Below are 25,763 nucleotides of genomic sequence, written 5' to 3' on the forward strand. Positions count from 1 at the left end.
TTTACGCCCGCAATGAATCAACTACAGGCTTTGCGCCCTATTGATAGCGCTGATGTGCTTGCGCTGATGGATACGACGCTCGCTTGGCAGTTATTGGAGCGCCTGCCCAATCGCTCAACTATATTTGCGTACCTAGAGCCTGATGTACAGGTCGCTATGGCGCACAAGTTCCCGCGTGAGAGTATGGCAATCTTGATAGGGGAGATGCCAGCGGACGCGCGCACTGACCTGTACAAGCATCTTAACCAAGAGCAGCGCGATGCCCTGCTGCCCGCATTAGCGCAAGCCAAACGCGAAGACATTCGCAGGCTATCGGCCTACGAGGAGCGTACCGCTGGGGCTTTGATGACCTCTGATTATGCCACCTTAGCGCCAAAGATGACGGTGGCGCAAGCGCTAGATGCTCTAAGATTAGAGGCACCTGACGCTGAGACGATTTATCATGCCTATGTCATAGATGATGCCCGTAAACTCCTAGGCGTGGTGTCATTACGAGTGCTCATTTTAGCGTCCCCTGAGCAAGTGATTAACGATATTATGATGAGTAGTGTGGTGTCATCTAACGCCTCTGACGATCAAGAAGACGTCGCCAAAGTCGTAGCTCGTTACGATCTCATTGCACTGCCAATTACTGACGATAATGGCGCTTTAGTTGGTATCGTCACTCATGATGATGCGATGGATGTTGCTAGCGATGAAGCGACTGATGACTTTCATAAGTCAGCTGGCGTCACGACTATGGTCGGTAGGCTCAAAGATGTGAGCGTTAAAGTGCTGTATCGTAAGCGCGTCTTTTGGCTGGTCTTATTGATATTTGGCAATCTGCTCTCAGGCTTTAGTATTGCCAACTTTGAAGATGTTATTGCCGCCAATTTAGTACTAGTATTTTTCTTGCCGTTATTGGTCGATAGTGGTGGTAATGCAGGCTCACAGTCTGCCACTTTGATGGTACGAGCGCTCGCTACTGGCGATGTGGTGATGAAGGATTGGTTTTCACTACTAGGCCGTGAAGCTTTAGTTGCACTTGTGCTAGGAGCTACGATGGCGGTCGCTGTCGCTATTATCGGCTATATCCGCGGTGACGCTATCGTATCGGTGGTGCTAGCGCTGAGCATGGTGTCGGTAGTTATCATTGGTAGTGTGATCGGCATGAGTCTGCCTTTTGTACTTAACAAGTTAGGCTTTGACCCTGCCACGGCCAGTGCGCCTTTGATAACTTCAATAAGTGATGCCTCGGGCGTGCTTATTTACTTATTCATCGCTTCAAAGTTTTTGGCGATATAAAGTCGGCTTTAAGCATTAACTAACAAATCATTCGTTCACACTAAAAGGTAACAATCTGTTGACTCATAAGAGTTGCTGGTTTTTTAATAGTGTCAATTGGGCTACACTGAACCTCCAATAATGATTGATGATCTAGCCCCTAAAAACCATCTTTTTATAAGAAGTAAAAATAGCTATGTTCAACTTTATAAAAAAAATAACCTCTGACAAACCTGAAACCCCGCAGCAGCAAGCACAGCGCGATAGTGCAGTGGACAAGGTATTGCTTGGCTATGAAGTCGGCACTATTAGTATCGCTACTATGGTGACTGGGCTTGAGCGCAATGGTGATGAGCTGACTTTAGATTTGCGTTTGCCTGTCAACAGTGACCCTGAAACCATTCAACAGGAGCTTGGGCAACTACTGCATCCGCACGGCATCAAGACCATTCATATGAATGTACGCCTACCTGCACCAGCCAAAGGCACAGGGTCAACGTTGCCAAAACAAATGCCAAAGACGATCAATGCTATGGACGCTCAGAGCCAGCCAGCAGCAAAACCTGATAGCATGTCTAAAACAACTCCTAGTACTAATGATACTGACGCCGAACCACCGATTACCAAGGCTGCGCCAACGCAAGCCTCCCTAACTGCGCATCCTCGCATTCGTCATATCATCGTCGTCGCCTCTGGCAAGGGCGGCGTTGGCAAATCAACAACGACGGTCAATATTGCGTTAGCTTTACAAAAGCTTGGCGGGCGTGTCGGTGTGCTGGACGCTGATATCTATGGCCCTAGTATACCAACGATGCTAGGCGTCGCCGATGTCAAACCGCAACTAGAGAACGAGCAGTTCGTCCCAGTTGAGGCGCATGGCCTTGCAATGCTATCTATTGGTAGCTTGCTCGATAGTGATAATACGCCTGTTGCCTGGCGTGGTCCCAAAGCTACTGGCGCATTGATGCAACTGTACAACCAAACCAACTGGCCGCAGCTTGATTATCTGGTGATAGATATGCCGCCAGGTACAGGTGATATTCAGCTGACACTCGCTCAGCGAATACCAGTGACAGGAGCGGTGATTGTGACTACTCCGCAGCATGTAGCGCTGTTAGATGCGCAAAAAGGCATTGAGATGTTTAATAAGACCAATATTCCCGTACTTGGCGTGGTTGAAAATATGGCTTTGCATACCTGTAGCAACTGCGGAACTACCGAAGCTATTTTTGGAGTCGGCGGCGGCGAAATTATCGCTGAGCAGTATCAAGTACCGTTATTAGGTCAGTTGCCTCTCGCTAGCGGTATTCGCGCACAAGTGGATAAAGGTGAGCCTAGCGTACTCGCTGATGATGAGTTTGCATCATATTATATAAATATCGCCAAAAACATCGAAGCCAATATTAATAAGTTCGCTAAGCCTGTTGATGACAAGCGGATATTTTAGAAGAGTAACTCATGATCAATAGCATAAAAAGGGATTTTTAGTGAGCATAATGACCTATGATAACTATCTGAAAAGGCTACCTAAGCAGCATAAGTTATTAAAAATGCTGCGTCCGCCCGTGTATGAGATTGAGTTATCAAATAATCAATTGAATGCGACGGCTTACTATAAAGACGGCAGTACCAAAAGCCATCAGGTTAATGCTAACTTTAGCAACCGCCGTCTGCTATTTATAGACTTCTCTACTGCTACACAAGCAATAGTAGACTTACTATCTAAATTTCCCAAACACTCTTATGGGATCAGTGGTATTGCTATTATTAATGTCAGCGAAGCGTTATTGGATGGATTAACGCCTGTTGAAACTAGGATGATCATAGAATTAATTCACGTTGCATCAAACCAAGCAAAAAGAAGAGCAGTAAGTACAGTAATCAGCTACCAAGGACAATCAGTAGCTGATGAATCAGATAAATAATAAAGGCATGGATAAAACTGATATAAACAATCCTTTATATCTGTTATAAAATCTATAAATCAGCGTCTGAGTTCCGTATAATCACCAGTACCAAAACCTCTTACAAATTTATAAGTTACATATTGTACTCAATAGTTAAGGATAAAAATGTCTATCAAGTCTGATCGCTGGATTCGTGAGCAAGCTCAAAATCATGGCATGATTGAGCCGTTCGAAGCAGGTCAAGTGCGCTTTAATGATGCAGGCGAGCGTCTCATTAGCTACGGCACCTCAAGCTATGGTTATGATGTTCGCTGCGCGCCTGAATTCAAAGTCTTTACCAACGTGCATTCTGTCGTTGTCGATCCTAAAAACTTCGATGAAAAGAGCTTTATCGATATCGTAGGTGATGAGTGTATCATTCCGCCCAACTCGTTTGCCTTGGCGCGTACGATGGAGTATTTCCGTATTCCGCGTGATGTCTTGACGATCTGCTTAGGTAAATCGACTTACGCTCGCTGCGGTATCATCGTTAACGTCACGCCACTAGAGCCTGAGTGGGAAGGGCATGTCACTCTAGAATTTAGCAATACGACCAACTTGCCCGCGCGTATTTATGCAGGTGAAGGGGTCGCGCAAATGCTGTTTTTTCAGAGCGATGCCGATGACGTTTGCGAGACCAGCTATAAAGATCGCGGCGGTAAATATCAAGGTCAACGCGGTGTGACTCTGCCAAGAACCTAAGCTAAAAATTAGAAAGGGTTCTAAGGTTAAAGCTCTTTTAAACAGGCAGCAAAAAGCTGGTCGTATACAATACGACCAGCTTTTTGTATTTTATACTTAGACTATTTCAACACTTTTAAACCTGCTTTGTTATCGCGTTTGGGTTTTGGCGCAGCACTAGGGCTCTTTTTAACAGCTCCTTCTGCATCGTCTTTAGGCTGATAGTTATCATACTCGTTAGGATCAAAGAACATTCCTTGCGAGTTCTCTTTGGCATAAATACCCATGACTGCTGTCAGAGGTACCCAAATCTCCTGTGACACTCCGCCAAAACGCGCACTAAAGTGAATATAGTCGTTTTCCATACTCATATTGCCTGTCGCACGGCTGGCGATATTTAAGACAATACGACCATCTTGCACATGCTCTGTCGGTATTTGAACATTTTCAGCAGTCGCATCTACCATAAGATATGGCGTCAATGCATTATCTTCTATCCATTGATAAAGCGCACGTACCATATAAGGACGGGTTGGGGTAATGGAGGTTGTTTCACTCATGTTCTAACTTCCTATACTAACAATTGTAAAAGGTTCATTTTTTTTGATTTTAAATCAGCGCACGCTCTTTTTAAAGCTATCTCTCTCAAATACGCGAGTTTGGTAGTCAAGTAGAGGACGACTAATAGCACGAGGTAGCTCGATATTCATCTCCTCAAGTCGCCATAATAGCGGCGCGAGTAACACATCACACCAGCCAAACTCATCAGCCATAAAATACGATTTATGGGCGAATAGAGGTGATAAAGTAATAAGAGAGTCTGCTAATTGCTTTTTTGCGACGCCAGCTTGTGCCTTATTAAAACTGTCTGGGTGCATAAGTAGGCGCTTACCTAGTACCAGCCAGTCGTGCTGAATACGCCATGCCAATTGACGAAACTGCGCGCGCTCTTGCGGCGTGTCGGGCAGTAGCTTATTGGCGTGATAACGCTCTTCTAAATACTCAAAGATAACGTTGATCTCATACAGAGCAATCTCGCGCTGTTGTAGCACTGGCAGAGTATGATAAGGGTTTAGCTCCGTCAAATCCTCAGGCCGCTCAGAATGTAGGCGCGATAAGTAATAAGCGAGCTTTTTTTCTTCAAGTAATAGGCGTACCACATGACTATCGTAGCCGTCGTCCGCATACAAAATCAGCTGACTACTTGGAATGTCATTCGCATCAATCATGAAAGCCTAATGTTAATAGTGAAGATTGCCATCGTAAACAAAGTCGCCTTATTTATCAAGATAGCATGCGTAAACAGTGACGAGTATTACCTTAACCTTTCTCTATGGTTTTGCGATTTCATGAATAAATGTCAAAACAAAAAAAAGCACCACCGAAGTAATGCTTTTTAATTCATCTGATATTTTAAATATCGCTCTATTTAACGTCTTTCCAGAACTCTTTATTGAGTAAGTATACTGGAATAAGAAGCACTAATAAGAACAAAATAACAAAGAAGCCAATCACTTGACGATCATGACGAACAGGCTCGCCCATCCATGCCATAAAGTTAACCAAATCACCGACTTCAGATTCAAACTCTTCGGTACTCAAATCATTTTGCAAGTTATTTAATACGTGAGGCATTGCTGCATTTTGTAGTACTAAATTATTTGCGCCCCAAGGACGACTTGGATCTTCATAAAATGACAAGAGGTAAGTATAGACCCAATCATCACCGCGTAATCTGTTAACCAGCGATAGATCAGGTGGCGCTGCACCAAACCAAGAGGCTTGGACTTCAGGATCAATTTCAGGATTAATAAAATCACCGATCTGATCGGTTGTCACCATCAGATACTTTTCGACCAGCTCTGGCGGTATCTCTAAATCCTTTGCAATACGAGAGTGACGTACATACTGCGCTGAGTGACACCCAGCACAGTAGTTCATAAACATCTTAGCGCCATTTTGTAGCGAGCCTTTATTAGTAAAATCAATAGGGGCTTCACTACATAGCAGATGCTCTTCTACGCCTTCAGCGTTGACGAAGCTGCCACATCCGCCGCCGCCTGCTGCCATAGCAGTACCTGCTGTCAACATCAAAGTCGCACCTAAGCCCAAACCGGTTAGGGATTTTGTTAAGGTGTTCATCAGTGACCTCCGGTAACGCGTTCAGGTGGCTGTTTGCACGTCTCAATAGACGTATAAATAGGCATCAATAAGAAGAATAAGAAGTACAATACGGTAAAGATACGAGACATTAGCGTCGCTGTTGGCGTTGCAGGCGTCGCACCTAGGTAACCGAGTACTACAAAGCTGATAGCGAATATAGTCAAAGCGATTTTTGATAGTATGCCTTTATAACGCATGGAGCGTACCGGCGATCTATCTAGCCAAGGTATCAAAAATAGCACTGCAATCGCGCCGCCCATAGCAATAACGCCGCCAAGCTTATCAGGAACCGCTCGCAAAATTGCGTAGAAAGGCGTGTAATACCAGACGGGTGCAATATGCGCTGGTGTCTTCAGTGAGTTGGCAGTCTCAAAGTTTGGTGGCTCAAGGAAATAACCACCGCCCTCAGGGAAGAAGAAGACCACTGCAAAGAATAAGATAAAGAAGACTACGATACCGACCATATCATGCACAGTATAGTACGGATGGAACTCGATACCGTCTAAGGGTACGCCGTTCTTATCTTTTAGCTTTTTGATGTCGATACCATCAGGGTTGTTAGAACCCACGTGATGCAAAGCGACCAGATGCATAAAGACAAGGCCGACAAGTACTAGTGGAATCGCCACAACGTGCAAGGCAAAGAAGCGGTTGAGAGTAATACCTGAGATAATGTAATCACCGCGTACCCACTCAGCTAGGCCATCACCAATGACAGGTAGCGCTGCTGGTAAGTTCAAGATAACCTGCGCGCCCCAAAATGACATGTTGCCCCATGGCAATAGATAACCAAAGAAGCCCTCTGCCATTAGCGCAAGATAAATACCCATACCGATAAGCCAAATAAGCTCGCGAGGCTTTTGGTATGAGCCATATAACAGCGCTCTGAACATATGCAAGTAGACGACAACAAAGAATGCTGATGCACCAGTCGAGTGCATATAACGAATGAGCCAGCCGCCTTTGACATCACGCATAATATATTCAACAGAAGCAAAAGCACCTTCTGCGCTAGGGTTGTACATCATTGTCAGCCAAATGCCAGTAACCAGCTGGTTGACGAGTACGATCATTGACAATACGCCAAAGAAGTACCAAAAGTTAAAGTTCTTTGGTGCGTAGTACTTTGACATATGGTATTCGTAGGTTTCAGTCGCTGGAAAACGCGCGTCCACCCAATGCATTAACTTTTTACCCATACTCATATTAAGCCTCTCCAACCGTCAAGATAGACCCATCCAAACTATAATCTGGAACAGGTAGGTTAGTCGGTGCAGGAACGCCACTATAGACGCGACCTGCTATGTCATACTTAGAGCCATGACAGGGACAAAAGAACCCGCCATACCAGTCATTGCCACCTAAATCAGCCGCACCGACGTCAGGGCGGTAGTTTGGCGCGCAGCCCAAATGTGTACAGACGCCTTCAACTACCAGCAAACCTGGCTCTAAAGAGCGAGTCTGATTCTTGGTGTATTCTGGCTGCAGTGACGCATCAGAAGTGGGATCAGCCAAAAGCGGTTCTACAGCGCTTAGAGTGTCTACCATGTCTGGAGTACGCTTTACCACAAAAATAGGTTTGCCGCGATATTTGACGACGATCATCTGACCCTCTTCTATAGAGCCGATATCTTGAGTCACAGCAGCGCCTGCAGCTTCAGCTTTAGCACTTGGCGTCCACGAGCGCACAAAAGGGGTTGCAACAGCAGCTACCCCAGCTGCACCAATCACGGCAGTCGAGGCAATAAGGACTCTACGACGTTGTACATTAACGCCTTCGGTGTTGCGCATTGATACTTCCTCCAGGTGAATGACATGGGATTATCCCACACTGGGTTTATGGCTTAAAGGATTATAGTAAAAAAGGCAAGCCAGATTAGGCTATACCTAGTTTTGCTAATTGTTACTATTCTAAGCTATTTTGGTCATAAAATAAATTGTACGGTTAAAAATAAAACAACCTCAGTAGGCTTAATTGAGCTATTGAAATAAAAAAAGCACCTAGAGCCTACTGGTTATCAGTACCTAGCAGTAGAATCAAGATACTTTTGATTAACAATTACTCTCTATTTCACAAAAACGTATTACTATAGGGAATGATACTTGAAAACGGAGCAATGTTCATTAACTTTAAGTTTTGAGCACACTAATTATATAAGTTTGCGCCTCATTTATATCTATGTTTTGAGCCTATTGGGCCTCTAAAATCTCCCAGCGCTCAAGCTTGTTCATCATCTCATCTTCAATTATCAGCAAACGCTCGCTGGCCGCAGTAGCACTATTGAAGTCCTTGGTGAACCAAGAGCCATCCGCTAGCTTATCTTGCAGATCTTTTTGTTCTGCCTCTAGCGCTGCAATCTCCTTAGGCAAGTTATCAAGTTCACGCTGTTCATTGAAGTTTAGCTTTTTGACTGTTTTTTTTGGGGTAACTGTCGAAGGGGCTTTGTTGCTTGATTTGGTCGCCGTGACCGTTTTGGTAGCACTTGCAGCCTGCATACGGTTTTTTTGCACCAGATACTCTTGATAGCCGCCGACGTATTCTTTGACCACCCCTTTGCCATCGTCTTGATCAAATACCCAAGTAGAGGTCACCACATTGTCCATAAATGAGCGATCATGGCTGATAAGTAAGATAGTACCGTTAAAGCTGCTAACAGACTCCTCTAACAGCTCAAGAGTCGCCATATCTAAATCGTTGGTTGGCTCATCAAGTACCAAAATATTGGCAGGTTTTAATAGCTGTTTGGCTAAAAGTACGCGGTTACGCTCACCTCCTGATAAAGCTTTTACTGGAGTACGAGCGCGTTCTGGTGCGAACAAGAAATCTTGTAAATAACTCATAATATGCGTCTTACGACCACCGACTTCGATAAAGTCTGAACCCTCTGAGACGTTTTGCGCGACCGTTGCCTCAAGATCTAATTGATCTCGCAGCTGATCGAAAAATGCAATTTCTAAGTTAGTACCAAGCTCAACACTGCCCGTTTTGATCACTTCATCATCAGACATGTCGAGTATAGCTTTGATAAGGGTCGTTTTACCCGCACCATTGGGACCAATAATACCGATCTTGTCACCGCGCATAATCGTTGTCGTAAAGTTATCGACCAGTACGTTACCATCGTACTCAAGATGCAGGTTTTTGACTTTGCAGACCAGCTTACCGCTTTTCTCGCCTTCACCCATCGTGATATTGACGTTACCGACTTTCTCACGGCGCTCGCTACGCTCCTCGCGCAAGGCTTTTAGTTCACGGACACGGCCCTCATTGCGGGTACGCCGCGCCTTGATGCCTTGGCGAATCCAAACCTCTTCTTGCGCTAGTTTTTTATCGAAATTAGCGTTGTTCTTCTCTTCTGCAAGCAGCTGCTGCTCTTTAAGCTCTTGATAGCGCGCATAGCCTTTTGCGCCTTGTGTCACGTCATAACTGGTCAATTGACCTCGGTCAAGCTCAACGATGCGCGTGGCTAATTTATCGACAAAGGCTCTATCATGGGTGACAAATAGGAGAGTCAAACCCTGCCAATCAAGCAAAAAACGCTCAAGCCACTCAATACTATCAACATCCAAATGGTTGGTTGGCTCATCGAGAAGTAGCATGTCAGGTTTGGTCACCAAGGCTCGCGCTAATAATACGCGGCGCTTACGACCACCAGACAAGGAAGACAGATCATCTTCAGGATCAAGCCCCATAGTAGTAATAAGGCGGCGAGCTTCGCGCTCTAAATCCCAACCGTGTACCGCATCGATATCGTGTTGTAGCGTTGCCATGCGCTCGCAGGCATCCATATCACCATCAGCGCACAGGTCGGTTTGCTGATTGTAGCTGATGAGTAGATCAGCGGTGCGGCGGCTACCGCCCATGACGATATCTAGTATCTTACCGCTGGTTTCAGGCACGTCTTGCTCGAGCATAGCAACGCTTGCACTACCACTGATAATGACTTCGCCACTATCAGGTTGCAAAGAGCCGTTAATGAGTTTAAATAGGGTAGACTTGCCTTCGCCATTACGACCAATCAAGCAAACGCGCTCGCCTTCATTAATGCTAAAATCAATACCGTCGAGAACGGGCGCTACGCCAAAGGCGAGATGGATGTTTTTTAGATGTATCAGTGCCATAGATTGTCTTAAGCTTATATATAGTAGTGTGAGTGATGATGAGAGAATACACTGGTGAATAGTAATAAAAAGGTGGTACCTCGTTGCCAGCAGTATAACATGTCACCCGAGTAGTTTTGTGCCACCCGCAACTTTTATCCTGATATTTAGAGCGTCATCTGGTATAGACGACTATACAAATTACTGATAACCAAAACACGTTTACTAAGATACAGATCACAATCACAAACAGTGAGAACACAATGAGCACATCAACATTCAATAAATACAATGATGACAAACAGAACAATGATTTGCAAAATGGGGATAAAGGGAGCACCTCCGATACGCAAGATCAGATGATAGACTTGCAGATGAGTATGGCGCATCTAGAGCGGACAATGGAGCAATTAGACGTCGTGGTGACGCGGCAAGATCAGCATATCCAAACGCTACAGCGCCAATTGCAACTCATAAATAAGCAGCTACAAAACCAAAGCGCTGATGAGGGCATTGCACCATTTGACATTATGGCGGACAAACCGCCTCATTACTAACTGGTGACCAAATAGTCATAATCGGGCAATAGTGTATCTTTTTGGTTGTCTTAGTGCTCAAAAGCGATTAGTATCTGTCGGCTCTATAACTGCCTGCTCACTATGGTATGGCTAATCTTTTGGATGTTCGGAGAAATACTATGCGCGTTATCTTTAACCTCAAAACTCTAACATTAGCTATAGCAGCGCTGTCTGCTACTAGCCTAGGCCATACCGCTGGTCTTGATCGCTCAGGTCAAGATGTGACGGCTTTCTTTCAAGACGGCGTTTATGCTGAAGCGGTATATACTTACATAGATGCAGATGTAACGGGTAAAGACTCATCAGGTAATAAAATAGATGACATCGCTGAGGATTATGACTTTTTTCGTTATGGCGTAAAAACAGACATTAATGACACGTTTAGTATCGGTGTTCTATATGACGAGCCTTTTGGCGCGGCAGCAGACTACGTGGGCGAGAATAATTTTATAGCTAATGATAGTGCTGATGCTATTGTCCAAGGATTCTTACAAAATCCCAATTTGACCGAAGCTATCGTTGATCAGAGCATAACAAACTTACAAGGTGCATTGGCGCCAGGTAATCCTGGTGGTCTAACTCCTGAACAATTGCAGCAAGCGCAAGGAGATCTCATTGGATTACAAGCCGCTAGAAACCTTGCTGATACCGCAGGTGAGGCTACGCAAGTAGAAGTTCGTAGCGAGAACCTAACGGGTATACTCGGTGCAAAGTTTGGTGCTAATAAAGAGTTTCAAGTTTATGGTGGTCCCGTTATTCAACAAGTCAAAGCAGATGTGAAACTGCGCGGTACGGCTTACAGCTCCGCTTCAGGTTATACCGCTCACATTGCTAACGATCAAGATTATGGCTGGATAGCAGGCCTCTCTTACAGCAAACCTGAAATTGCTTTAAAGGCCGCTTTGACTTATCGCTCAGAGATTGAACATGAAGCAGATGCGTCCGAGATCTTTCCAATTGCGACTGCAGCTGGCGCTAGAGCAGGTAGGGCAATACCAACTACCAGAAACGATAAAATTGAAATCACCACGCCTGAATCCGTCAACTTTGATTTTCAAACCGGCATCAACCCGACGACACTCGCGACCGCAAGAGTACGCTGGGTACCTTGGGGTGATTTCGCTATCGTACCGTCACTCTATAACGACGTCAGCAAGGTTGCGACGCAGGATGATGATGGTTTAGCGCTAGTCAGCTATGATGACGATCAGTGGGTCGTAGAGTTAGGACTTGCCAAACGTTTATCGAAAGCGTTAGCGGTTAGCGGCAACATCGGCTGGGATAGCGGTGCAGGCAATCCTGTCACCTCACTAGGCCCTATCGAAGGCTACTATAGTGTAGGCCTTGGTGCTAAATACAACGTGACTGAAAACTGGGCGGTATCAGCAGGCGGCAAGTACCTATGGTTCGGTGATGCTGAAGGTCAAATACCGAACGGACAAATCGTTAGTGACTTTGAGGACAATGATGGCTTTATCTTAGGTGCCAAAATCTCTTATCAGGCTAAATAGTCACTCTGTTAAAGAGTAAGTTAAAATAAAAATGGTAAATCAACAAAAAAGCGATCCTCTCAGGGTCGTTTTTTTAATTTGGGCGAAGCGGACTAGGCAAAAAGTTAGACTAATATATTCTATCGCATATATATAAGTCATTTAAACTATCAACACAGAACTGTTTTATTTAGAAACCAGTATATATCATGTACTGTTCAGTCATAATGGAGAAATAAAGTACTTTAAATGTTGTTTTAGTGTCAAAAAGCCATTACTATTCAATTTAGGACATCGTCTACATATTTAGTAACACTTACTTATGTTAACGATTAAACAACTGGGATGTTTGGAGAAATACAATGCGCGCCACCTTTCACTTAAAAACCCTCACAGTAGCTATCGCTGCTTTTTCAGTCGCTAGCGCCGCTAGTGCTGCTGGCCTTGATCGTTCAGGTCAAGATGTCACTGCCTTTTTCCAAGATGGCGTCTACGCAGAAGCTGTTTATACCTATATTGACGCTGATGTTAGTGGTAAAGACAGTGCGAATGGAGATCCCAATAGTAATGATTATGTCGAAGGTAATAGTACTGGCGATATCGCTGAAGACTATGATTTTTTCCGTTATGGGGTAAAAGCGGATATCAATGATACATTTAGCATAGGTCTGATCTATGATGAGCCATTTGGGGCATCTGCTGAGTATACGCAAGGTAATTTTGTGGCTCGTGATGGGGATAATCGTGATGCTACTCTTACTGCGCTTTCTGGTGGGGCTGTCGGTCCAAACTCACCTTTCGGTCTTAATACTTTCGAACAAGCACAGAGTGCAGTAAATAATCTTCGAGCAGGTGCAGCTGCTGGCGTATTAACACCTGCACAAGAAGCACAATTAGCAGCATTATCGCCATTAATTCCAGCAATTGGGATTGTGGATGCAGAGTTTCAAACTGCTGGTGAAAATACTAAAGTTGAAGTACGTAGCCAGAGCTTAACTGCTATTCTTGGTGCTAAGTTTGGTGCGAACAAAGAGTTTCAAATATACGGTGGTCCAGTCGCACAGCGTATTGAAGCGAATGTAAAACTACGTGGACTCGCTTATGGTCCTGCTACTGGCTATACCTCTAATAATAATCCGGAAATGGATTATGGTTATTTAGCAGGTTTTTCATATAGCAAGCCTGAAATCGCTCTTAAAGCTGCTTTAACTTATCGCTCTGAAATTGATCATGACATAGATATTACTGAAACTTACCCTCTACAAGGTACTTTATTAGGAAATCCAGCAGCAGCTACTCAAACGAATAGCTATGAAGTCACTACTCCTGAGTCAGTGAACTTTGATTTCCAAACAGGTATCAACCCAACGACTCTAGCTACAGCAAAAGTACGCTGGGTACCATGGAGTGACTTTACAATTACGCCACCTTTGTATAATGAAGTCAGTAAGCGTAGCTTTGGTCCAGATGGCTTAGACTTAGTTGAATATGAAGATGATCAATGGCAAGTAGAGCTAGGTTTGGCTAAGCGCTTAGCACCTGCTTTAGCAGTTAGCGGAACAATAGGTTGGGATAGCGGCGCTGGCGATCCAACGACGTCACTAGGTCCTGTTGATGGCTACTACAGTGTTGGTCTTGGTGCTAAGTACAACGTTACCGAGAACTGGGCCGTATCAGCGGGTGGTAAATATCTATGGTTCGGTGATGCAAAAGGCCAACTACCAACAGGAAAAGTTGTTGTCGATGCCGAAGACAATGATGGCTTTATCTTAGGTGCAAAACTATCTTACCAAGCAAAGCAGGGCTTCTAATTTAGTTATTAGAAACTGACTTTTTGAGAAAAACGATCCTTAATGGGTCGTTTTTTTATGGGTGTTTATATTTTAATTTAAGGGACTAAAGAGATTTTTAGATCAATCATGAGCGTTAGATGCATCTCTAATCTGCTTTTACAGTATTAGAGGTCTATCAAACAGCTTGTATAGAAACTAGAGATCTAGGAGCAGGCAGGTAACGTTTACGTTTATAACGTGAAATGCTGATGTTAAACGTTTAGGGTAGATAGTGCTGAGTGAACAAGACAATAGTCCAAGCAAACTGTCTTATGTTTAAAGAGTACAAGGTAGCTATTATTTAGTATCAAACAAATACAGGCAGTAAAAAACCTCGCTACTAGAACAGTAACGAGGTTAGTAATTATAGAAATAAAAATAGAAATAGAAATAGAAATTCAGCTAGCGCTTTACTTACTTATGCAAGTTTAGCTCCATCTCTTTGAATTTGGCTGAAACCGTAGACTTAGGTCCACCTGTCATTTTACTGACTACAAAGATGGCGATAGTGCTCAAGATAAAGCCTGGAATAATAGCGTATAGCCAATCGTTTAGTGCCATGCCGTTCGCCTCAAATGGACCATAGACCCAAAGGATAACGGTTAAAGCACCAACGACCATACCAGCGACTGCGCCATTACGGTTCATACCACGCCATGTTAGACTAAAGATAACTAACGGTCCAAATGCAGCACCGAAGCCTGCCCAAGCATGAGAGACGAGTTCTAGTACTGAGCTGTCTGGGTCAGAGGCGAGTATTATCGATACCACAGCGACGACGACAACTGAGATACGACCTACGAGTACCTGCCGCGCTTCTGGCGCATCTTTATCAAAAAATAGCTTGTACACATCTTTGGTCAGTGAGCTTGATACTACTAGTAGCTGTGATGAGATAGTACTCATAATAGCGGCTAAGATAGCAGCCAATAAGAACCCTGATACAAGGGGTGTGAACAAGAACTGGGTGAATACTAAAAAGATCGTCTCAGGATCGTCCAAAGTCATTGAGGTTCTTTGTACATAAGCGCGACCTGCAAAACCTGTCATGAGCGAGCCTATTAAACTCACAACCATCCAGCTCATACCGATATTACGAGCCGTCGGCACATCTTTGACCGAGCGTATCGCCATAAAACGTACGATAATATGGGGCTGGCCAAAATAACCTAGACCCCATGCCATGAGTGATGCAATACCCAAAAAGGTCATACCGCTAAAGACATTTAGTAGAGCAGGATCGATATTTCTGACCGCTGTTGTGACCTCAGATACGCCGCCCAAATCAGTAAAGGCAACAATAGGTACGATGACAAGCGCAAATAGCATGATAACGCCTTGCACAAAATCGGTCATCGATACCGCTAAGAAACCACCGAACAAAGTATAAGCTACAACGACGCCAGCAGTGACCCATAGGCCTGTGCTGTATGAGAGATTCAATGAGCTTTCGAACAATTTACCACCGCCCACTAAGCTTGCAGCGGTGTATACGGTAAAGAACAAAATAATGACAATCGCTGAGATAACACGCAGCATGTGTGATTTGTCTTCGAATCGATTAGCAAAATAATCGGGGAGGGTAATGGCATTGTCAGCTACTTCAGTGTAGACACGCAAGCGCGGCGCTACAATGATATAGTTCAGAAGTGCGCCTAAGGTCAAGCCTAGCGCAATCCAAATACTAACCACACCAGAACCATACATATAGCCTGGCAAACCGAGTAATAGCCAGCCTGACATATCTGAGGCGCCTGCTGATAAAGCGGTGACCGCAGGACTTAGGTTACGCCCACCGAGCATGTAGCCCTCAGTGTCGTTGGCTTGCTTAAAATAGGCGTATATACCGATACCTATCATCACTAAAAAGTAAGCGGCAAGTGAAATTAACACACCACTAGAAACTCCGTTCATATCGTTATCCTTAGCCAAAAACTATTGGCTTTAGTTATGTCTATAAGTAAAACTTACTTTATAATAAAATTATTTGTCGATAAAGTTTCAGTGTCAAAAAAACAAAAAAGCCATTCTATTCAAGTAATGGCTTTATATTTTTGCTATTTATCCACTAGCTAGTTGCAGCTACATCACCTATTTGTTAGAACGGGTTTCTAATAAATAGATAATGATAGAACCAAAGTGGCAACTACTATTTTTACTATAATATGCATTGAAGCTCATTGCTGAGTTATCTAACGAGTCAGACAATGGCAAACAATATTTTATAATAAAAATAAGCAAACATTTAGCTAAAATACCATTATGGGTTTATCTAAAATATTTGTATGGTTTATACTTTTATTCTTAACTGCGTTATTTTTAACTACGTTTATCGCGCTGACGTTACCACCAAGTTATTAGCGTAACTGCTTGTTACAATAACAAATGACGATGGGCATTGTCACAAATAAATTGTAAGTACGCTAAACTCATTAGTTGTATATGGCCTAAAACGACAAAACGATACTGCAATCATGATCAGTACCGTTTTATGATTTGTTAGTAAAATAACACATTTCTTAAATGACTTAATCAATAGGCGCTAGTAAATCTAATAAGGCGCTCACGCTACTAGAACGTGTCAATTTAGGGTTAATCACCACGCCTAAATAACGTTGCAGCTCAATATTATCAGCCATATTGATACGTTCTAAATCTTGGCTGATCAGCGTCTGTGGCAAGACCGACCAGCCAAGGCCTACGGATACCAGCATACGAATAGATTCTAATGGATTGGTGCTCATCGTCGCATAAGGCTTAAGATTATGCTTAGCAAATTCTGCCAACGTGATTTGACTGGTAAAAGTATTGGCTGAGGGCAAAATAGCAGGATAACGCGCTAGTTGCTCCAAAGTGACATTGGTCTTATTGGCAAGTGAGGAGAGGGTGCCTGTCATAAAATATAGTGGATCTGACCAAAGCGTATGGTAAGTGAGGCGTTTGTCATAAACGGGCGGCAAGGTCAAAAAAGCCAAAGACAGATCACCATCTAGTACGGCCTTGTGCGCTTCTTCTGAATCTACAAAGTGCACCTCTAACTGTACGGCAGGATAAGCTTGAATAAAATGCTTGAGTACTGGCGCTAAATGATGCAAACCAATATGATGACTGGTCCCTATGACCAATTTACCTGATACAATATGCTCGGCATGTTGCAAGTTGATTTTGAAGTTCTCGTAATCCTCAAGCCAGCGTTTAGCATGGGGTAGCATCTCGCTCGCCGCTTGCGTTGGAACAATACCGCGACCTACAGTATCAAAGAGAGTGATTTTGAATTCGTCTTCTAGATTTTTGATGCGTTTACTGACCGCAGGCTGAGTAATAAAGAGCTTTTCTGCCGCCCCTGATATGCTGCCTGTATGCATTACAGTCACAAACGTTGTCAAATTAGTGGTATTCAAACCGATGTCCTTAGCTATTTAGTTAGCTATAAATAAAAGTTGGCTCGTGTGAATGCTAGTGATTGTAAATAAAAAGTTTGCGTATATGCAAAAATCATCAATTATTATTATAGGATTAGACTGGTATAATCACAAGACTCAAAGACATTTTATTTGATTATAAAACGATAAGTTATCAATTAGCGGATACATATGCCCAATGGTATCAAAACGACATTGAGATTTTATCAAACAATACTTATAACCTCTTATATAAACTATTTAATGCTTAAATTACTTTTAGATTGACTCTTATTTATCTCGACTTTTAAATGGTATCCCGATTCAGAACTATACTTAGATCGATTGATCATTAGTCACAAAGAAGGACAGCAAAATGACTGCGCAAACTTTATATGACAAACTTTGGAACGCCCATGAAGTCACCAAACGTGACGATGGTTCAAGCCTCATTTATATCGACCGTCATCTATTACATGAGGTCACAAGTCCGCAAGCCTTTGAAGGGTTAGATCTAGCCAACAGAACCCCTTGGCGCTTGTCTGCGAACATCGCAAGCCCAGATCATAACGTACCTACAGTCAGTCGTGAGCGCCGTGAGGGCGTACAAGGTATCAAAGACAAAGTATCGCGCTTGCAAGTGGTTACTTTAGATGATAACTGCGCTAAGTTTGATATTGCAGAATTTACCATCAACGATGCACGTCAAGGTATCTTGCACGTGGTTGGCCCTGAGCAAGGCTTGGTTTTGCCTGGTATGACGGTTGTCTGCGGAGACTCGCATACAGCAACTCATGGCGCACTTGGCTGCCTGGCACATGGTATTGGTACCTCAGAGGTCGAACACGTGCTAGCGACACAGTGTTTGATTCAAAAGAAATCAAAAAACATGCAAATTCGCGTCACAGGTAAACTCGGTGTTGGCGTGACCCCAAAAGACGTCGTACTGGCTATTATTGCCAAAATCGGTACGGCAGGTGGCACCGGTCACGCTATTGAATTTGCCGGTCAAGTGTTCGAAGATATGAGTATGGAGGGTCGCATGACCGTCTGTAACATGGCGATTGAGGCGGGCGCGCGCGTGGGTATGGTTGCGGTTGACGACACCACTATTGAGTATGTTAAAGGCCGTCCTTACGCACCAACTGATGAGCAGTGGGAGCAAGCCGAGAGCTACTGGCGTACCTTGTATTCCGACGATGACGCGGTGTTTGATACTATCGTTGAGATCGACGGTAGCTCTATTGCGCCGCAAGTATCTTGGGGAACCTCTCCTGAAATGGTCGTCGATATCACTCAATCTATTCCAACGCCTGATCAAGCGGCTGATGAGGCACAAGAAGAAGGCTGGCTGCGCGCTTATACTTATATGGGCTTACAAGCAGGTCAAAAAATTACTGATATTGAGCTTGACCGCGTATTTATCGGCTCTTGTACCAACTCACGTATCGAAGATTTGCGTGATGCGGCGTCCGTGATTAAAGGTCGCAAAGTTGCAGATAGCATTAAAGAAGCTATCGTGGTCGCAGGCTCAGGACAAGTCAAATTACAAGCAGAGTCTGAAGGTTTGGACGCTATATTTACTCAAGCAGGTTTTGAGTGGCGTGAGCCGGGCTGCTCGATGTGCCTTGCCATGAACGCCGACAAGTTAGAGCCAGAGGAGCACTGCGCATCGACATCCAACCGCAACTTTGAAGGGCGTCAAGGTACGGGCGGGCGCACGCATCTTGTGAGTCCTGCAATGGCCGCCGCTGCCGCATTAGCGGGCCGTTTTGTAGATGTACGCACGTTTTGATTTAAGCGTAGCACACTGATATTTTAAGGAATGATTATGCAAGCTTATAACACCCAAACCGGTATCGTCTGTCCGCTTGATCGCGCCAACGTCGATACCGATCAGATTATACCTAAGCAGTTTTTGAAATCTATTAAACGTACAGGCTTTGGCGTTAACTTATTTGACGAGTGGCGCTATCTAGATGAAGGCGTACCTTCGTTAGATGGCTCTGGGAACAACGATACGCGTCCTATCAACCCTGACTTTGTACTAAATCAGCCCCGCTATGAGGGCGCGACTATACTGCTTGCCCGCCGAAACTTTGGCTGTGGCTCTAGTCGAGAGCACGCGCCTTGGGCACTATCTGAGTACGGCTTTCGTACGGTGATTGCGCCAAGTTTTGCCGATATCTTTTATAATAATTGTTTTAAAAATGGTATGTTGCCGATTGTGCTCGATGAAGAGATTGTCGATAAGCTTATGAAAGCGACTATCGCTTTTGAAGGGTATCAACTTACTGCTGACCTTGAGCGTCAAGTGGTGATAACGCCAACGGGCGAAGAGTATGCGTTTGAAGTCGATGAATTTCGTAAGCATTGCTTGTTAAATGGACTAGATGACATCGGACTGACTTTGCAAAAGAGTGATGACATCAAGGACTATGAGCATAAAATGATGCAAAAAACCCCTTGGATATTTAACCAAGTACGTGCTTAAAAAGCAGAACATCAGCGTTTTATCACATGGTTAAAAATGAATATAATGTTGAGTTATAAGTACTAAATGGCTAGAATGAATAACCATCGTTTCACTTATATGATGAATAGTAGTTATCGCTATGAATAAAAAACGTTTTGCTGTTTTAACTCTAATAACAGGCCTATCTTTGTCAGGATGTCAGATCTTGACAGGGTATAATCAAATTGATGATGACAATACGCTGATAACTGCTCAGGCGCTTGATCCCATTGCAGGCGAGATTAATCTGAGCTGTCAGGGGACTTATCACTGCGAAATCGTACAAATAGACAAAACGCCTATTATCTCAGCGCAAAGTCATGAGCCTGTCAATCCTACGATGCTAGCTGTGATGCAAAGTACAGATACGACGAGTAAGATACCTTTTAGTGATCGGTTTAGGACAACGATAGCGCCAGATATAACGCCTTTATCTGATAAAAATGCTATCAAGATAGTACCGCTATCAGTGTCTAATATCGAGGGATTAACCACTTACTATATACGTCTCAAACCTAGTAAGCGCGAAGTTCAAGTTAATTTTTATCCTGAAAATAATCTAGGTTACATTGAGCGCTTTGCGATGATTCATGAGTTTACTCAGCCAGGTAATTACGAGCTACGAGCGTACCGTAAAAAACCGAGTAGTACTGAGGGAAGTTTGCTAGAAAATGCTTCGCCTAATCCTTTATGTGTAGATCTTACCTTTAATGGTCGCCTGCAACGTCACTTTTGTAAACTGGCAGATATTGAGCGCCAAGGCGAGTTTGTCGAGAGCAGCGTAATAGAAGCATCTTAATACCTGTCTTATTTAAAGTTATCAATCAATTACCTATCAAAAAACAACAAGGATTTATATGGCAAGCATTTTGACATTAGCAGGCGATGGTATCGGTCCTGAGATTATGACCCAAGCCGTTGATGTATTAGAGGCGGTAAACAAAAAGTTTGATTTAGGCTTAACTCTAGAGTCAGGTTTGATCGGTGGCGTCGCTTTTGATGCAACAGGCGAGCCATTGCCAGATGAGACGCTTGAGCGTGCTCGCGCTGCAGATGCAGTATTACTTGGCGCAGTCGGTGGTCCAAAATGGGATACGATTGAGCGTAGCAAACGCCCTGAGCGCGGCTTACTCAAGATACGCAGTGAGCTTGGCTTATTTGCCAATTTGCGTGTGGCAAAGCTATATCCGCAGCTTGCCAACGCCTCAAGCATTAAACCTGAGATCATATCAGGTCTTGATTTATTAATTGTACGTGAGTTGACAGGTGGTATCTATTTTGGTGAGCCGCGCGGTATTCGCACGCTAGATAATGGCGAGCAGCAAGGCTACAATACTATGGTGTACAAGACCAGTGAGATCGAGCGTATTGGTAAAGTGGCCTTTGAGCTGGCAAAAACGCGCGCTCAAAGCTCTGGCAAACCTGCCAAGATATGCTCGATAGACAAGGCTAATGTACTAGAAGTCACTGAGCTGTGGAAGCAGACGATCACCCAGATGCAAGAGAACGACTATAGTGATGTAGCACTATCACACATGTATGCTGATAATGCCTGTATGCAACTTATCCGTGATCCCAAGCAGTTCGATGTCATGGTAACAGGTAACATGTTCGGTGATATCTTATCCGATGAGGCGGCTATGCTCACAGGCTCTATCGGTATGCTACCGTCAGCGAGCTTAGATGAGGATGGCAAGGGTATGTACGAGCCTTGTCATGGCTCAGCGCCTGACATCGCAGGACAAGACAAAGCCAATCCTCTAGCGACTATTTTGTCTGTGGCTATGATGCTGCGTTATACTTTTAAGCAAGAGGCGGCAGCGCAAGCGATTGAAGCGGCAGTGAGCGACGTGCTTGACGATGGTCTACGTACCGTTGATATTTTAGACAAAAATGAAGACAACCTCATCTGCGTAGGATGCGTGCAAATGGGACAGGCAGTATTGGCTAAGCTGGACTCATAACAAATACATCGACTCACCTTAGCAAGTCAAGCTGCCCATAAACTACCTAGTGGTTTATGGGTTTTTTGTTATATGTATACTTTTAAGTGACATAGTGAGCACTATTTAACAAAGTTGTTATCATAGACCCAATTCGTTAACACAAAGCTGTTATATAACTCCTCAGTACTATGACATTATCTTAAGCGCCAGTAATATAAGAACTATAACGAGTAGATTACCAATTATTTTAGGAGCTCAGCATGTATCAGTTAAAAAAAGTATGTACGATGATGGCTGCATTGGGATTGTCCAGTGCTATGCTAATAAATTCAGCTAACGCAGCGACAAGCAATGATAAAAGTCCTGTGACTAATGGCGTTAGTCAACAACTCAAGGGCGATAGCAAAACGGTCAACTCGCTCAATGACTTGTTACCAACCATCAAGTACACCACTGAAAATCTGCCAAAGACTGCTAGAGAGGTCAACAATGCCACGTGGTCAGTCGGGGAGAAGATAGATCGCAATACAGGGACTAAGTTGCAAGCCCTGCTCAATTGGCATCAGCACGGCGTAGGCCCAGTGGATGGATATTGGGGCAAAAATACTCGTAAAGCGATGCAGGCCTTTCAAAAAGCCAATGGTCTCAAAGTAACTGATAATTTAAATGACGAGACTTGGCAAGCGCTTAGAGCCAGTGAACGTCTTACAAGTCAGCCTGTACTGGTTCGTTATACGATAAAAGAGGGCGATGTCAACATCAAAACGACAAACATTCCTGCTAGCGCAGAGGGCAAGTCTGAGCTTGAGGGCATGTATTATGAAAGTATAACTGAGGGACTTGCAGAGAAGTTCCATATTAATGAGAAGTATCTTAAATCTCTCAATCCTAATACAAGCTTTCGTGCAGGCGAGACGATCACAGTCTACAATCCTGGCAACCCTAATACCAAACCTGTGAGCCGCGTGGTCGCTGACAAGGGTACGCAGACGCTATATGCCTATGATGACAACGACAATCTAGTTGCCAGCTATCCTACCACAGTTGGTAGCAGCGCGACGCCCTCACCATCGGGTACGCATACGGTCGAAGTCAAAGTACATGAACCTAATTATACTTATAGCGCAGACGATGGTGGTCAGCTCATCATTCCACCAGGCCCTAATAATCCAGTAGGCATCGTATGGATTGGACTGAGCAAGCCCTCTTATGGTATTCATGGCTCACCAGATCCTGCTCGCATTAGTCGTCAAGCCTCATCTGGTTGCGTACGTCTGACCAACTGGGATGCGCTAGCGCTACTAGGCACCATTAAAGATGACGCTACTGTAGAGTTTAGATAGATACGTTGTCTTAAAGACAGAATATTAAGCCAAAAAAATACCGCTGATTGATAGCGGTATTTTTTTTGGAATAAGCGTAAAGTTAGCATTAACTATGTAGCTCTGATATCGGTTGTTTCAAGTCAGTTGTTAAACCGATAATCGATGCCAACCCTAATGCAATACGGCTTATAATTAATTAGTTCTTACCACGGTAAGTAATGCGACCTTTTGACAAATCATAAGGCGTCATCTCAACCTTAACCTTGTCACCAGTTAGAATGCGGATGTAATGCTTACGCATCTTGCCTGAGATATGCGCGATAATCTCGTGTCCGTTTTCTAAACGAACTTTAAACAATGTGTTTGGAAGGGTATCGATGACTTCGCCTTCAAATTCAATAATATCGTCTTTTGCCATATTTGTATCAATCACTCAAAAATAAGCGGATATTATACGCAAGTTTGAATACTAAAGCAATGGCGAACCCAGTTTTTGCTTGACAGTGTGTATATGGTATGTATGCCAGGTTATAGTCTTATTATCAAAGCCTAATCTGGCAGGTTTAACCAAATAGGAGTTAGCGGCGCATTAGGGAGTCGCGCTTGATAGCGCTCAGGATAATAAGCATTGATAAAATATAGGCCATCACCTGAGGCAGTGGGCGGCGCAATAGTACGATCTTTTTTAGCTAAGATATTTAAAAAGTCAGCAGGCTGTAATTCATGCCTGCCAATAGCATACAGCGTACCCATTAGATTACGCACCATGTGATGCAAAAACCCATCTGCTTGAATATCAAATACAATAAATTGGCCGTGAGCAAAAAGCTTGGCATGTTCAATGGTACGTACAGGTTGATTGGACTGGCAGGCGGCTGCGCGGTAACTGCTAAAGTCATGAGTCCCTACGATATCAGCCGCAGCAGCTTGCATAGCGCTGAGATCTAATGGCTCGTAGATATGCGTGACTTGATGATTTAAGATAGCTGGCCGCTGAGGCTGGTTCAAAGTAATATAACGATAGCGCCGAGCAATCGCTTTAAAGCGCGCATGAAAATCAGCGGGCATAGGCTCAATCCAGCGCAGGGCAACATCATTAGGAAGTAAGCTATTGACGCCGCGCAGCCAGTTGCGCGCAGGTCTATGAGCATGAGTGACAAAATGCGCGATCATATTACCAGCGTGTACGCTTGAATCAGTGCGACCAGCAGCGATTACCTCTATTGGCTCATTAGCCACTTTACTAATAGCGCGCTCCAAGACTTCTTGCACGCCCAGCACCTCTTTTTGCCGCTGCCAGCCGTAATAGTGCGTTCCCAAAAACTCAATGGCAATCGCTAGTGTATAAGTTGGTCTATCATCGCAGACTGTAGATTGGGTCATAGCAAGGTCGTATATAAAGTGAGTTTAAAACGCAAAAGAGTAAATAAAGTTAGTATTTAACGTTTTCTAATTGTAGTCGCTGTTTGACTGACATTATTGGTCCAGCGTTGTCGTCTTCGAGCAGGCGATGGATAACGTAGTAACAGCCATAGCAGGCGCGCGTAAATAGCAGGAATGGTCAAGCGGCCGCCTGCTATAACGTGATGATCATACTGCCAACTGCCTGCTGCATAACTGTCACTAACGCCGCCAAAGGGGCACTGGCTGGCACAAATCACCATATGACCTTGCTCATATGCCTGATCTAAAGCCTCAGCCAGCGCTGCTGAATAAGGGACGTTACCTGCACCAAAGCCTAATAAGATAATGCCGCTTGGCGGTTGATCGATAAGCGCCTGTAATTGCTTGCTTAAGATATCAGGATGATTGGGCATACAATAGATCGCATGAACATAAGCGTGTTTAGCATGACTTTGGACATCAGCTACTACTGTATATTGATCGTCGAGCCAATGCTGGCGGCGCGTATCGGTGAATAGTTTGATATAGCTATTAGCAGGATAAGCAGCTCTTGAGTGTCCAGTAAACGCCATAAAATCATGGCTGTGTATTTTTTGTACGGTTTGCGCCGGCCACGATTCACCGCCAAAGCTTATCTTAACCCCAGACTCACCAGCGCTAGCCAGTTTGATTGAAGCTATCAAATTATCCCAAGCATCGCTATGCTCATCTATCGCGTAGTCTTGTATGACCTCAGGATCTAGTAAAGGGCGCATACTACCTGTGACGACCAAACACAAATCACTACCTGCAAATGCCTCAGACAAAAAAGCACCTAGATAGCTTAGGGTGTCAGTGCCTGTGATCAAGACAAAACGGCGAGAGCCTTTACTATAAGCATCTAATACCAAAGTATAAAAATGTACAAAATCATTAGGCGTTAATTGACTGCTGTCTTTGATTAAAGCGTTATCAAGCCAAGTGGTCGCAGGCAGATTAAGGGTGTGGCTATGCGTAGTAATATGCGATTGCACAATAGGCAAAAACGCAGTAGCGTCTAGGGGCGCAAGCGGACGACCATAGCTGCCAAAGGTGCCACCAGCATAGATAATTTGTAAGGTATCAGGTTGGATCATAGG

Annotated in this window: 23 protein-coding genes; 12 read left to right on the forward strand and 11 right to left on the reverse strand. The window is 44.1% G+C overall.

Features of this window, described 5'->3' with window-relative positions; all coding sequences use genetic code 11:
- From mgtE to dcd, 4 genes are all read left to right on the forward strand, one after another.
- A partial coding sequence (gene mgtE / locus ACTXGO_RS00450; RefSeq protein ID WP_443573117.1) for a magnesium transporter occupies positions 1-1,284 on the forward strand: 1,284 nt, incomplete at its 5' end.
- Between the two features lie 175 nt (positions 1,285-1,459).
- Entirely contained in the window at positions 1,460-2,710 is a 1,251-nt protein-coding gene (gene apbC, locus ACTXGO_RS00455; RefSeq protein WP_435949189.1) for an iron-sulfur cluster carrier protein ApbC, read from the forward strand.
- A 49-nt stretch (positions 2,711-2,759) separates the two neighbouring features.
- A complete protein-coding gene (locus tag ACTXGO_RS00460; RefSeq protein WP_317200373.1) occupies positions 2,760-3,188 on the forward strand; it encodes a hypothetical protein in 429 nt (142 codons plus the stop codon).
- Positions 3,189-3,335: 147 nt separating this feature from the next.
- The gene (dcd, locus tag ACTXGO_RS00465; RefSeq protein WP_317200372.1) at positions 3,336-3,911 is read left to right on the forward strand and encodes a dCTP deaminase; all 576 of its coding nucleotides are present in this window, start codon (positions 3,336-3,338) and stop codon (positions 3,909-3,911) included.
- A gap of 101 nt (positions 3,912-4,012) precedes the next feature.
- On the opposite strand, the gene ACTXGO_RS00470 is transcribed toward dcd, so the two are convergent.
- From ACTXGO_RS00470 to ACTXGO_RS00495, 6 genes are all read right to left on the reverse strand, one after another.
- Entirely contained in the window at positions 4,013-4,450 is a 438-nt protein-coding gene (locus ACTXGO_RS00470) for a ClpXP protease specificity-enhancing factor (protein ID WP_317200371.1), read from the reverse strand.
- Between the two features lie 54 nt (positions 4,451-4,504).
- On the reverse strand, positions 4,505-5,119 hold the full coding sequence (locus ACTXGO_RS00475) for a glutathione S-transferase N-terminal domain-containing protein (RefSeq protein WP_317200370.1): 615 nt from the start codon (positions 5,117-5,119) through the stop codon (positions 4,505-4,507).
- 196 nt (positions 5,120-5,315) lie between these two features.
- Positions 5,316-6,032 (reverse strand): cytochrome c1, encoded by a 717-nt coding sequence (locus tag ACTXGO_RS00480; RefSeq protein ID WP_317200369.1) that lies wholly within the window; start codon positions 6,030-6,032, stop codon positions 5,316-5,318.
- Positions 6,032-7,237 (reverse strand): cytochrome b, encoded by a 1,206-nt coding sequence (locus ACTXGO_RS00485; protein ID WP_317200406.1) that lies wholly within the window; start codon positions 7,235-7,237, stop codon positions 6,032-6,034. Before ACTXGO_RS00485 ends, ACTXGO_RS00480 begins: the two co-directional genes overlap by 1 nt.
- Positions 7,238-7,259: 22 nt before the next feature.
- The gene (gene petA / locus ACTXGO_RS00490) at positions 7,260-7,844 is read right to left on the reverse strand and encodes a ubiquinol-cytochrome c reductase iron-sulfur subunit (protein WP_317200368.1); all 585 of its coding nucleotides are present in this window, start codon (positions 7,842-7,844) and stop codon (positions 7,260-7,262) included.
- Positions 7,845-8,243: 399 nt separating this feature from the next.
- Positions 8,244-10,175, reverse strand: coding sequence for an ATP-binding cassette domain-containing protein (locus ACTXGO_RS00495; protein WP_443541858.1), 1,932 nt, complete (start codon positions 10,173-10,175; stop codon positions 8,244-8,246).
- A 242-nt stretch (positions 10,176-10,417) separates the two neighbouring features.
- On the opposite strand from ACTXGO_RS00495, the gene ACTXGO_RS00500 reads away from it, so the two are divergent.
- From ACTXGO_RS00500 to ACTXGO_RS00510, 3 genes are all read left to right on the forward strand, one after another.
- A complete protein-coding gene (locus tag ACTXGO_RS00500) occupies positions 10,418-10,711 on the forward strand; it encodes a SlyX family protein (RefSeq protein WP_317200366.1) in 294 nt (97 codons plus the stop codon).
- 140 nt (positions 10,712-10,851) lie between these two features.
- Entirely contained in the window at positions 10,852-12,243 is a 1,392-nt protein-coding gene (locus ACTXGO_RS00505) for an outer membrane protein transport protein (protein ID WP_443541946.1), read from the forward strand.
- A gap of 341 nt (positions 12,244-12,584) precedes the next feature.
- Entirely contained in the window at positions 12,585-14,033 is a 1,449-nt protein-coding gene (locus tag ACTXGO_RS00510; protein WP_443573118.1) for an OmpP1/FadL family transporter, read from the forward strand.
- A 435-nt stretch (positions 14,034-14,468) separates the two neighbouring features.
- Here the strand turns inward: ACTXGO_RS00510 and putP are convergent, their stop codons facing one another.
- Positions 14,469-15,968, reverse strand: a complete 1,500-nt coding sequence (gene putP / locus ACTXGO_RS00515; protein ID WP_443541854.1) for a sodium/proline symporter PutP — start codon at positions 15,966-15,968, stop codon at positions 14,469-14,471.
- A 614-nt stretch (positions 15,969-16,582) separates the two neighbouring features.
- Positions 16,583-17,455, reverse strand: coding sequence for a LysR family transcriptional regulator (locus tag ACTXGO_RS00520; RefSeq protein WP_317200362.1), 873 nt, complete (start codon positions 17,453-17,455; stop codon positions 16,583-16,585).
- Positions 17,456-17,831: 376 nt separating this feature from the next.
- Between ACTXGO_RS00520 and leuC the strand changes: the two genes are divergently transcribed.
- The 5 genes from leuC (at position 17,832) to ACTXGO_RS00545 (ending at position 23,259) form a co-directional block, all read left to right on the forward strand.
- On the forward strand, positions 17,832-19,250 hold the full coding sequence (leuC, locus tag ACTXGO_RS00525; RefSeq protein ID WP_435949184.1) for a 3-isopropylmalate dehydratase large subunit: 1,419 nt from the start codon (positions 17,832-17,834) through the stop codon (positions 19,248-19,250).
- Positions 19,251-19,286: 36 nt separating this feature from the next.
- Positions 19,287-19,949: a 3-isopropylmalate dehydratase small subunit gene (leuD, locus tag ACTXGO_RS00530; protein ID WP_435949183.1), complete on the forward strand. Its 663-nt coding sequence runs from the start codon at positions 19,287-19,289 to the stop codon at positions 19,947-19,949.
- A 121-nt stretch (positions 19,950-20,070) separates the two neighbouring features.
- Positions 20,071-20,769, forward strand: a complete 699-nt coding sequence (locus ACTXGO_RS00535) for a hypothetical protein (RefSeq protein ID WP_443541851.1) — start codon at positions 20,071-20,073, stop codon at positions 20,767-20,769.
- A gap of 58 nt (positions 20,770-20,827) precedes the next feature.
- Positions 20,828-21,934: a 3-isopropylmalate dehydrogenase gene (gene leuB / locus ACTXGO_RS00540; RefSeq protein WP_435949181.1), complete on the forward strand. Its 1,107-nt coding sequence runs from the start codon at positions 20,828-20,830 to the stop codon at positions 21,932-21,934.
- Positions 21,935-22,176: 242 nt separating this feature from the next.
- Positions 22,177-23,259, forward strand: coding sequence for a L,D-transpeptidase family protein (locus ACTXGO_RS00545; RefSeq protein WP_435949180.1), 1,083 nt, complete (start codon positions 22,177-22,179; stop codon positions 23,257-23,259).
- A gap of 178 nt (positions 23,260-23,437) precedes the next feature.
- On the opposite strand, the gene infA is transcribed toward ACTXGO_RS00545, so the two are convergent.
- The 3 genes from infA to ACTXGO_RS00560 all read right to left on the reverse strand — a co-directional run bounded on the left by infA (position 23,438) and on the right by ACTXGO_RS00560 (position 25,760).
- A complete protein-coding gene (gene infA / locus ACTXGO_RS00550; protein WP_021814850.1) occupies positions 23,438-23,659 on the reverse strand; it encodes a translation initiation factor IF-1 in 222 nt (73 codons plus the stop codon).
- Between the two features lie 131 nt (positions 23,660-23,790).
- Positions 23,791-24,624 (reverse strand): tRNA pseudouridine(38-40) synthase TruA, encoded by an 834-nt coding sequence (gene truA, locus ACTXGO_RS00555; protein WP_435949179.1) that lies wholly within the window; start codon positions 24,622-24,624, stop codon positions 23,791-23,793.
- Between the two features lie 56 nt (positions 24,625-24,680).
- Positions 24,681-25,760, reverse strand: coding sequence for an asparaginase (locus ACTXGO_RS00560; protein ID WP_443541848.1), 1,080 nt, complete (start codon positions 25,758-25,760; stop codon positions 24,681-24,683).
- Positions 25,761-25,763 lie beyond the last annotated feature (3 nt).

It is taken from the genome of Psychrobacter sp. T6-1, from assembly GCF_052258445.1.

What these genes read in the sequence shown, in the direction of transcription:
- apbC (WP_435949189.1), top strand. Translation starts at nt 1,460, where the DNA reads ATGTTCAACTTTATAAAAAAAATAACCTCTGACAAACCTGAAACCCCG.
- ACTXGO_RS00460 (WP_317200373.1), top strand. Translation starts at nt 2,760, where the DNA reads ATGACCTATGATAACTATCTGAAAAGGCTACCTAAGCAGCATAAGTTA.
- dcd (WP_317200372.1), top strand. Translation starts at nt 3,336, where the DNA reads ATGTCTATCAAGTCTGATCGCTGGATTCGTGAGCAAGCTCAAAATCAT.
- ACTXGO_RS00470 (WP_317200371.1), bottom strand. Translation starts at nt 4,450, where the DNA reads ATGAGTGAAACAACCTCCATTACCCCAACCCGTCCTTATATGGTACGT.
- ACTXGO_RS00475 (WP_317200370.1), bottom strand. Translation starts at nt 5,119, where the DNA reads ATGATTGATGCGAATGACATTCCAAGTAGTCAGCTGATTTTGTATGCG.
- ACTXGO_RS00480 (WP_317200369.1), bottom strand. Translation starts at nt 6,032, where the DNA reads ATGAACACCTTAACAAAATCCCTAACCGGTTTGGGCTTAGGTGCGACT.
- ACTXGO_RS00485 (WP_317200406.1), bottom strand. Translation starts at nt 7,237, where the DNA reads ATGCATTGGGTGGACGCGCGTTTTCCAGCGACTGAAACCTACGAATAC.
- petA (WP_317200368.1), bottom strand. Translation starts at nt 7,844, where the DNA reads ATGCGCAACACCGAAGGCGTTAATGTACAACGTCGTAGAGTCCTTATT.
- ACTXGO_RS00495 (WP_443541858.1), bottom strand. Translation starts at nt 10,175, where the DNA reads ATGGCACTGATACATCTAAAAAACATCCATCTCGCCTTTGGCGTAGCG.
- ACTXGO_RS00500 (WP_317200366.1), top strand. Translation starts at nt 10,418, where the DNA reads ATGAGCACATCAACATTCAATAAATACAATGATGACAAACAGAACAAT.
- ACTXGO_RS00505 (WP_443541946.1), top strand. Translation starts at nt 10,852, where the DNA reads ATGCGCGTTATCTTTAACCTCAAAACTCTAACATTAGCTATAGCAGCG.
- ACTXGO_RS00510 (WP_443573118.1), top strand. Translation starts at nt 12,585, where the DNA reads ATGCGCGCCACCTTTCACTTAAAAACCCTCACAGTAGCTATCGCTGCT.
- putP (WP_443541854.1), bottom strand. Translation starts at nt 15,968, where the DNA reads ATGAACGGAGTTTCTAGTGGTGTGTTAATTTCACTTGCCGCTTACTTT.
- leuC (WP_435949184.1), top strand. Translation starts at nt 17,832, where the DNA reads ATGACTGCGCAAACTTTATATGACAAACTTTGGAACGCCCATGAAGTC.
- leuD (WP_435949183.1), top strand. Translation starts at nt 19,287, where the DNA reads ATGCAAGCTTATAACACCCAAACCGGTATCGTCTGTCCGCTTGATCGC.
- ACTXGO_RS00535 (WP_443541851.1), top strand. Translation starts at nt 20,071, where the DNA reads ATGAATAAAAAACGTTTTGCTGTTTTAACTCTAATAACAGGCCTATCT.
- leuB (WP_435949181.1), top strand. Translation starts at nt 20,828, where the DNA reads ATGGCAAGCATTTTGACATTAGCAGGCGATGGTATCGGTCCTGAGATT.
- ACTXGO_RS00545 (WP_435949180.1), top strand. Translation starts at nt 22,177, where the DNA reads ATGTATCAGTTAAAAAAAGTATGTACGATGATGGCTGCATTGGGATTG.
- infA (WP_021814850.1), bottom strand. Translation starts at nt 23,659, where the DNA reads ATGGCAAAAGACGATATTATTGAATTTGAAGGCGAAGTCATCGATACC.
- truA (WP_435949179.1), bottom strand. Translation starts at nt 24,624, where the DNA reads ATGACCCAATCTACAGTCTGCGATGATAGACCAACTTATACACTAGCG.
- ACTXGO_RS00560 (WP_443541848.1), bottom strand. Translation starts at nt 25,760, where the DNA reads ATGATCCAACCTGATACCTTACAAATTATCTATGCTGGTGGCACCTTT.